This is a genomic window from Phenylobacterium sp., from assembly GCF_030654915.1.
Classification (GTDB): Bacteria; Pseudomonadota; Alphaproteobacteria; order Caulobacterales; family Caulobacteraceae; genus Phenylobacterium.
Window position 1 is genome coordinate 1 of record NZ_JAURWM010000190.1, and the last position, 5,323, is coordinate 5,323.

The 5,323-nt window shown below is 66.6% G+C and carries 6 protein-coding genes; 2 read left to right on the forward strand and 4 right to left on the reverse strand.

Translation table 11 applies throughout. The annotated features are described in order from the left end of the window. Both Q7T84_RS09850 and Q7T84_RS09855 read right to left on the reverse strand, forming a co-directional pair. Positions 1-282, reverse strand: a 282-nt coding sequence (locus tag Q7T84_RS09850; protein ID WP_304808270.1) for a methylmalonyl-CoA mutase family protein, incomplete at its 3' end; no start/stop codon positions are given. After that, positions 279-1,709 carry a methylmalonyl-CoA mutase family protein gene (locus Q7T84_RS09855; protein WP_304808271.1) on the reverse strand — a complete coding sequence of 477 codons (1,431 nt, stop codon included), beginning with the start codon at positions 1,707-1,709 and terminating at the stop codon, positions 279-281. The genes Q7T84_RS09855 and Q7T84_RS09850, both read right to left, overlap by 4 nt. 133 nt (positions 1,710-1,842) lie before the next feature. Between Q7T84_RS09855 and Q7T84_RS09860 the strand changes: the two genes are divergently transcribed. Continuing rightward, on the forward strand, positions 1,843-2,850 hold the full coding sequence (locus Q7T84_RS09860) for a nitronate monooxygenase family protein (RefSeq protein ID WP_304808273.1): 1,008 nt from the start codon (positions 1,843-1,845) through the stop codon (positions 2,848-2,850). 75 nt (positions 2,851-2,925) lie between these two features. Then, positions 2,926-3,945, forward strand: coding sequence for an alpha/beta hydrolase (locus tag Q7T84_RS09865; RefSeq protein ID WP_304808275.1), 1,020 nt, complete (start codon positions 2,926-2,928; stop codon positions 3,943-3,945). Here the strand turns inward: Q7T84_RS09865 and Q7T84_RS09870 are convergent. Together Q7T84_RS09870 and Q7T84_RS09875 are read right to left on the reverse strand one after the other, a co-directional pair. Then, positions 3,942-4,748: an ABC transporter permease gene (locus Q7T84_RS09870; RefSeq protein WP_304808277.1), complete on the reverse strand. Its 807-nt coding sequence runs from the start codon at positions 4,746-4,748 to the stop codon at positions 3,942-3,944. The two genes, Q7T84_RS09865 and Q7T84_RS09870, sit on opposite strands and share 4 nt — an antisense overlap. A 1-nt stretch (position 4,749) precedes the next feature. Further along, positions 4,750-5,323, reverse strand: a 574-nt coding sequence (locus Q7T84_RS09875; protein WP_304808278.1) for a hypothetical protein, incomplete at its 5' end; no start/stop codon positions are given.

Here is a 5,323-nt window from a genome sequence, read left to right on the forward strand (position 1 = left end):
CGCGAGGTTGCGCCGATAGAAGGCGTTGGAATCCTCGGCCGTGGAGAAGCCCGCATACTGGCGGATCGTCCACGGATTGGTCAGGTACATGGTCGGATAGGGGCCGCGCAGGAACGGAGCGAGACCAGGATAGCCCGAGGCCAAGCCCTCGACGTCCTGCGGGCCGTAGGATGGCTTAACCGCCACGCCTTCTGGCGTGTCCCACACCTCGCCCGTGGTGACGGCGCGGGTCGTGGCGACGCCGTCAAAGGGCAGGGTCGCGAAGTCGGGGAACTGGCTCATCGTGCAGCCTCATGGGGCTCGGCTAGACGGATAGGACGCAGCGGCGGGCAATGGCCGTCTGGACCCGGCAGCCGGGTGGACGGCGCCTGTGCGGTACGCGGCGCGGGATGCTGGACCTCGACCGGCGCGTCCTGCGTCGGCGGGAAAGCGGTGACGCCAACGATCTTGGGCGGGCCGCCGGCGTCACGGGCGGCGCAGACTGCTTCGACCTGAGCGGCGATCTTGCCGGCGGCGAGGGCTGCGATCAGGCCGCCTGCGGCTTCGATGGCTTGGAACTGCGTCCAGGCGGCGCGCGCCATCTCGTCGGTCAGGGCTTCGACATAGCCGGATCCGGCGGCCGGATCGGAGACGCGGCCAAGGTGCGCCTCTTCCATCAGCACCAACTGAGCGTTGCGGGTCTGGCGACGGGCGAATTCGGTGGGCAGGCCAAGCGGATCGGTGAAGGCGCCCAGCACCACCGCGTCGGCGCCGCCGACCGCCGCGCCGAAGGCCGCTGAGCTCAGGCGCAGCATGTTGGTCCAGGGATCTTGCGCCGCCAGCATCCGCTGGGAGGAGCGCGCCTCGATGCGGGCCGGGACGTCCACGCCGCAGGCGGTGACCAAGCGTGTCCATAGCAGCCGCGCGGCGCGGTGCTTGGATAGGGTCGCGAAATAGTCGGTGTCGGCGGAGAGCCCGAGGTGGATCGCGGCGAAGGCTTCGCGCATCGGCAGCCCGGTGCGAACCAGGGCCTTGGCGTAGGTAAGGGCCGCGGCCAGGGCGAAGGCTAGTTCGCCGGCCTCGCCGCCGCCGGCCTCGTGGACGACCCGGCCCGAGGCCAGGAAGAGGCCAGCCTTTGGATAGGTCGCGATCAGACGCGCGCCAACCGTGGCGGCCGAGACCACATGGCTCTCGACGGGGCCGGGGCTGACGCCGTCGCGGGCGAAGCTGCTCAAGGGGTCCAGATGGAAGGAGAGCAGGGCGGTGGGCGAACTCTTGGCCGTGGCGGCGAGCCAGTCGGCGGCCTTGGGGCCCAGGAAGCCGGCGTCGAGGGCGGCAGGCGCGAATTCCAGCATGACGCCGTCGAGGACGCGGCCAAGCTCCTCGGCCGAGCCGACAGCCACGCCGTGCTCGCCCGTTGGATCAATGACGATCAGTGCGGAGGCGGCGCCGCCTTCGAGATCGGCCAGCAACTCGGCGTTGGCGAGAGCCGGATCTGGGTGGGCGATCACCGAGCGAATGTCCCAGGGGCGTTCGGCGTCGTGTGGCCGGGGCGCGAAACCGGGCGCGGCGATGTCGCCGTCATAAAGCGGGTCGATCGGCAGGCCCTCGAGCGTCGTGCGCTTAAGGCTGTCGAAGGGAGCCCCCTTGAGGGTCTTTTCGACAAGGGCGCGCCATTGCGCGACGGTGGCGGCTGGGAACTCGCCGAGAGTGTTCGAGGTGTCGCTCATGAGGCGCCATTGGGCCGTCTCCGGCCAGCGCGTCAAGTTCACGCGGGGTCACGATCCGTGGGTGCTTGCACGCCGGATCGGTTTATGTATACGCTGTAAAAATTAGATCGACGCCATTCAAAAGGACGCCCTCATGGCTCTGCCCCCCATTCTCTCCGAGCGCCTGCGCATTCCGGTGATCGCTTCGCCGCTGTTCATCATCTCGGGTCCTGAACTCGTGATCGCGCAGTGCAAGGCCGGTGTGGTGGGTTCGTTCCCGGCGCTGAACGCGCGGCCGGTGAGCCAATTGGACGAGTGGCTGGCGCAGATCACCGAGGAACTAGCCGCCTGGGACGCCAAGAACCCCGACCGCCTGTCGGCGCCGTTCGCGATGAACCAGATCGTCCACAAGACCAACGACCGCCTGGAGCAGGATGTCGAGATGGCGGTGAAGTACAAGGTGCCGATCACCATCACCTCGCTGGGCGCGCGCGAAGACGTGAACCAGTCGATCCATTCCTATGGCGGGATCGTGCTGCACGACGTCATCAATGACCGCTTCGCCCGCAAGGCCGTGGAAAAGGGCGCTGACGGCCTGATCCCGGTGGCGGCCGGCGCTGGCGGCCATGCCGGCCACCTGTCGCCCTTCGCTCTGGTTCAGGAACTGCGTGAGTGGTTCGAAGGGCCGATCGCGCTCTCGGGCTCGATCGCCAACGGCGCCGCGGTGCTCGGGGCCCAGGCCATGGGCGCGGACCTCGCCTATATCGGCTCGGCCTTCATCGCCACCCAGGAAGCCCGCGCCATGGAGGGCTACAAGGAGATGATCGTGGCCTCGAACGGCGACGACATCGTCTATTCGAACCTCTTCACCGGCGTGCATGGCAACTACCTGCGCCCCTCCATCGAGGCGGCGGGTCTGGATCCCGACAACCTGCCGCAAGCCGATCCCTCGAAGATGAACTTTGGTTCGGGCGGCAACCAGAAGGCCAAGGCCTGGAAGGACATCTGGGGCTGCGGCCAAGGCATCGGCGCGGTGAAGGAAATCCCCACCGCCGGTCAACTGGTCGACCGCCTGGCGGCCGAGTATGAAGCGGCGAAGGCGGCGCTGGCGGCAAAGACCTCGCTGACCCGGGGCAGCGCCTTGGCCATGGCCGCGGAGTAACCCTACCGGCCTGGATTTGGCTTGCGGTTGTTCGCTTTAGGCTTGCACTCTGCCTTACCTTAGGTGGGGGAGCCCATGGCGCAGCTTCGCGTACATTTTGCGACCAACCGCAACCATCTGCCCGACAACAAGCTCGAGATATTCGGCAAGACCTTCAACCCGGACGGCGTGGCCGCGCTTAGATACGGCTACGCCGATTTCGATGCGGGCGCGCGACCGACCAGGGTCGAGGTCTATCCGGAAGAGGCCGACGAGAACGGCTTTACGGTGAAGGGCAGCGACCGGTTCCTGCGAGACCTGCATCAGTGCATGGCTGGCGACCGGTCAGACACCCTGGTCTTCATCCACGGCTTCAATGTCAGCTTCATCGGCGCATTGGCGGCCGGCGCTGAACTCTCCCGCCAAGTGCAGATCAGCGGGCGGCAGGTGAACATCGTGGTGTTCAGCTGGCCCTCGGACGGGGCGGCGGTGCCGCTCATGTCCTATTACAGCGACCGAGAGGACGCGCGGGCTTCCGGTCCAGCCCTGGCGCGGGCGTTCCTGCGATTGAAGGAGTTCGTCACCGTCGACCTGGCGCCCAATGACTACTGCCAGCGACAACTGCATCTGCTGGCTCACAGCATGGGCGTCTATGTCCTGCGCAACGGCCTGCAAGCGGTGATCGCCAAGGAACCCAAGAGCCTGGTGCGGCTATTCGACCAGATCCTGCTGGCCGCGCCGGATGAGGACGACGACACCTTCGAGCGAGAGGATAAGCTCGCGCCGCTGCCCTATATCGGCCGGCAGGTGACGGTCTATTTCAATCCCCGCGACCGGGCGCTGCTGATCTCCGACAAGACCAAGGCCAATCCCGATCGCTTGGGTTCGGACGGGCCGCGCCTGGTGGACCTGCTGCCGAAGAAGGTCGTGCTGGTGGACTGTCGCAATATTGCTTCGGGCGCCGACGAGCTGTCGCAGCACAGCTACTACATCAACAGCCGCGCGGTTTCGCAGGACATCGCCGCCGTGATGCTGGGACTGGAGCCGGACATGATCCAGAATCGGGAGTTCCTGCTCTCCAAGCGCGCGTGGCGACTGGTCACCGAGCTGATCTAGCTGCCGGTCGAGGTGTATTTCGAGACGCCGATGCGCCAGGCCAGGAACGATAGGCCAAGGAAGATAAAGCCGGCGGCCGGCGTCAACGGCAGGAGCCAATCCGGAGCTCCCAGGGGGTCCGGCTTGCCCAGGATGACCAGCACCGGGAAATAGGCGACGCAGCCCAGCGGGACGACGAAGATCAGGAAATTCCGGAACCACTCGGTGTAGATGCTGAGGGGGAACTGCGCCGCTTGCACCCCGCCATAGGTCAGCACGTTCATGACCTCCAGGCTCTCGACCGTCCAGAAAGCCAAGGTGGCCTGGAAGACCATCAAGGCGAAGAACAGCGCCACGCCGCCGGCGATGATCCACACCGCCAGCGCGATCTTGCCGGCGTCCCATTGCAGGGAGAGGGCGGTGGTGGCCAGGCCGATGACGATCAGGCCTTGGAGCAGGCGGCCGATCCGCGCCAGGCGGAAGTCGTATCCGATGAGTTGGAGCGTCACCGAGCGCGGGCGCAGCAGCACCCGGTCGAAGTCGCCGGTCTTCACGAAGTGGGCGCCGAACATGTCGAAGCCGCGGCTGAGGAAGTCGGCGATGGCGAAGCTGACGCTGATCATGCCGAAGAACATCGCCACGTCGCCGAAGGTCCAGCCCTGGACCGGACCGAAGCGCGCGAAAAGCGCCCAGGCCGCCAGGATATCGATAATGGTCGACATGAACTGCCCGGCGCTCAGCATCAGGGTCGAGCCCGGATACTGGAGCTGGCCACGGATCGAGGCCGAGAAATACCGGCTCAGCAGGAAGAGTGCGCTGAACATCCTAGCCCCCCTGCATCTGAAGACGTTGCATCTGCGCGCTCATCCAGGTGCGGCCGATGATCAGGAAGACGACGGTCCAGAATACCTGCAGGCCCAGACCGGCGAAGGCCTCGCGCCCAGTCAGGCCGCCGAAGTAGATTCGGAAGGGGATGTCGATGAACCCGGCGAACGGCTGAAGGAAGAGGAAGGTCTGCGCCCAGTCGGGAAACAGCGAGAGCGGCAGGAGATTGCCTGAGAGCAGGATCAGGACCGAGGCGACCAGGGTGTTGACGCCGCGCTCGTCCATGGTCGCCACGGCGGTGATGTTGAGCAGCATGACGAAGGCCGAGGAGAGCAGCACGACCAAGATCATCGAGACCGCGAACAGGCCCGCCTGGACGCCGTCCGCTGGTGGCCGCCAGGACCAAGCTTCCAGCCCGAGCAGCGGCAGGGCGACCCCAGCGGTCAGCAACATCAGGCCAGCGCGCGGCAGGGCTCGGGCGGTCATCCAGGCGGCGGCGCGGACGTACCACCATGTGTAGGTATCCAGGGGCCGCAGCCTGTCGTAGCCGACGCCGCCCGAGCGCACCGCCTCG

What these genes read in the sequence shown, in the direction of transcription:
- Q7T84_RS09855 (WP_304808271.1), bottom strand. Translation starts at nt 1,709, where the DNA reads ATGAGCGACACCTCGAACACTCTCGGCGAGTTCCCAGCCGCCACCGTC.
- Q7T84_RS09860 (WP_304808273.1), top strand. Translation starts at nt 1,843, where the DNA reads ATGGCTCTGCCCCCCATTCTCTCCGAGCGCCTGCGCATTCCGGTGATC.
- Q7T84_RS09865 (WP_304808275.1), top strand. Translation starts at nt 2,926, where the DNA reads ATGGCGCAGCTTCGCGTACATTTTGCGACCAACCGCAACCATCTGCCC.
- Q7T84_RS09870 (WP_304808277.1), bottom strand. Translation starts at nt 4,748, where the DNA reads ATGTTCAGCGCACTCTTCCTGCTGAGCCGGTATTTCTCGGCCTCGATC.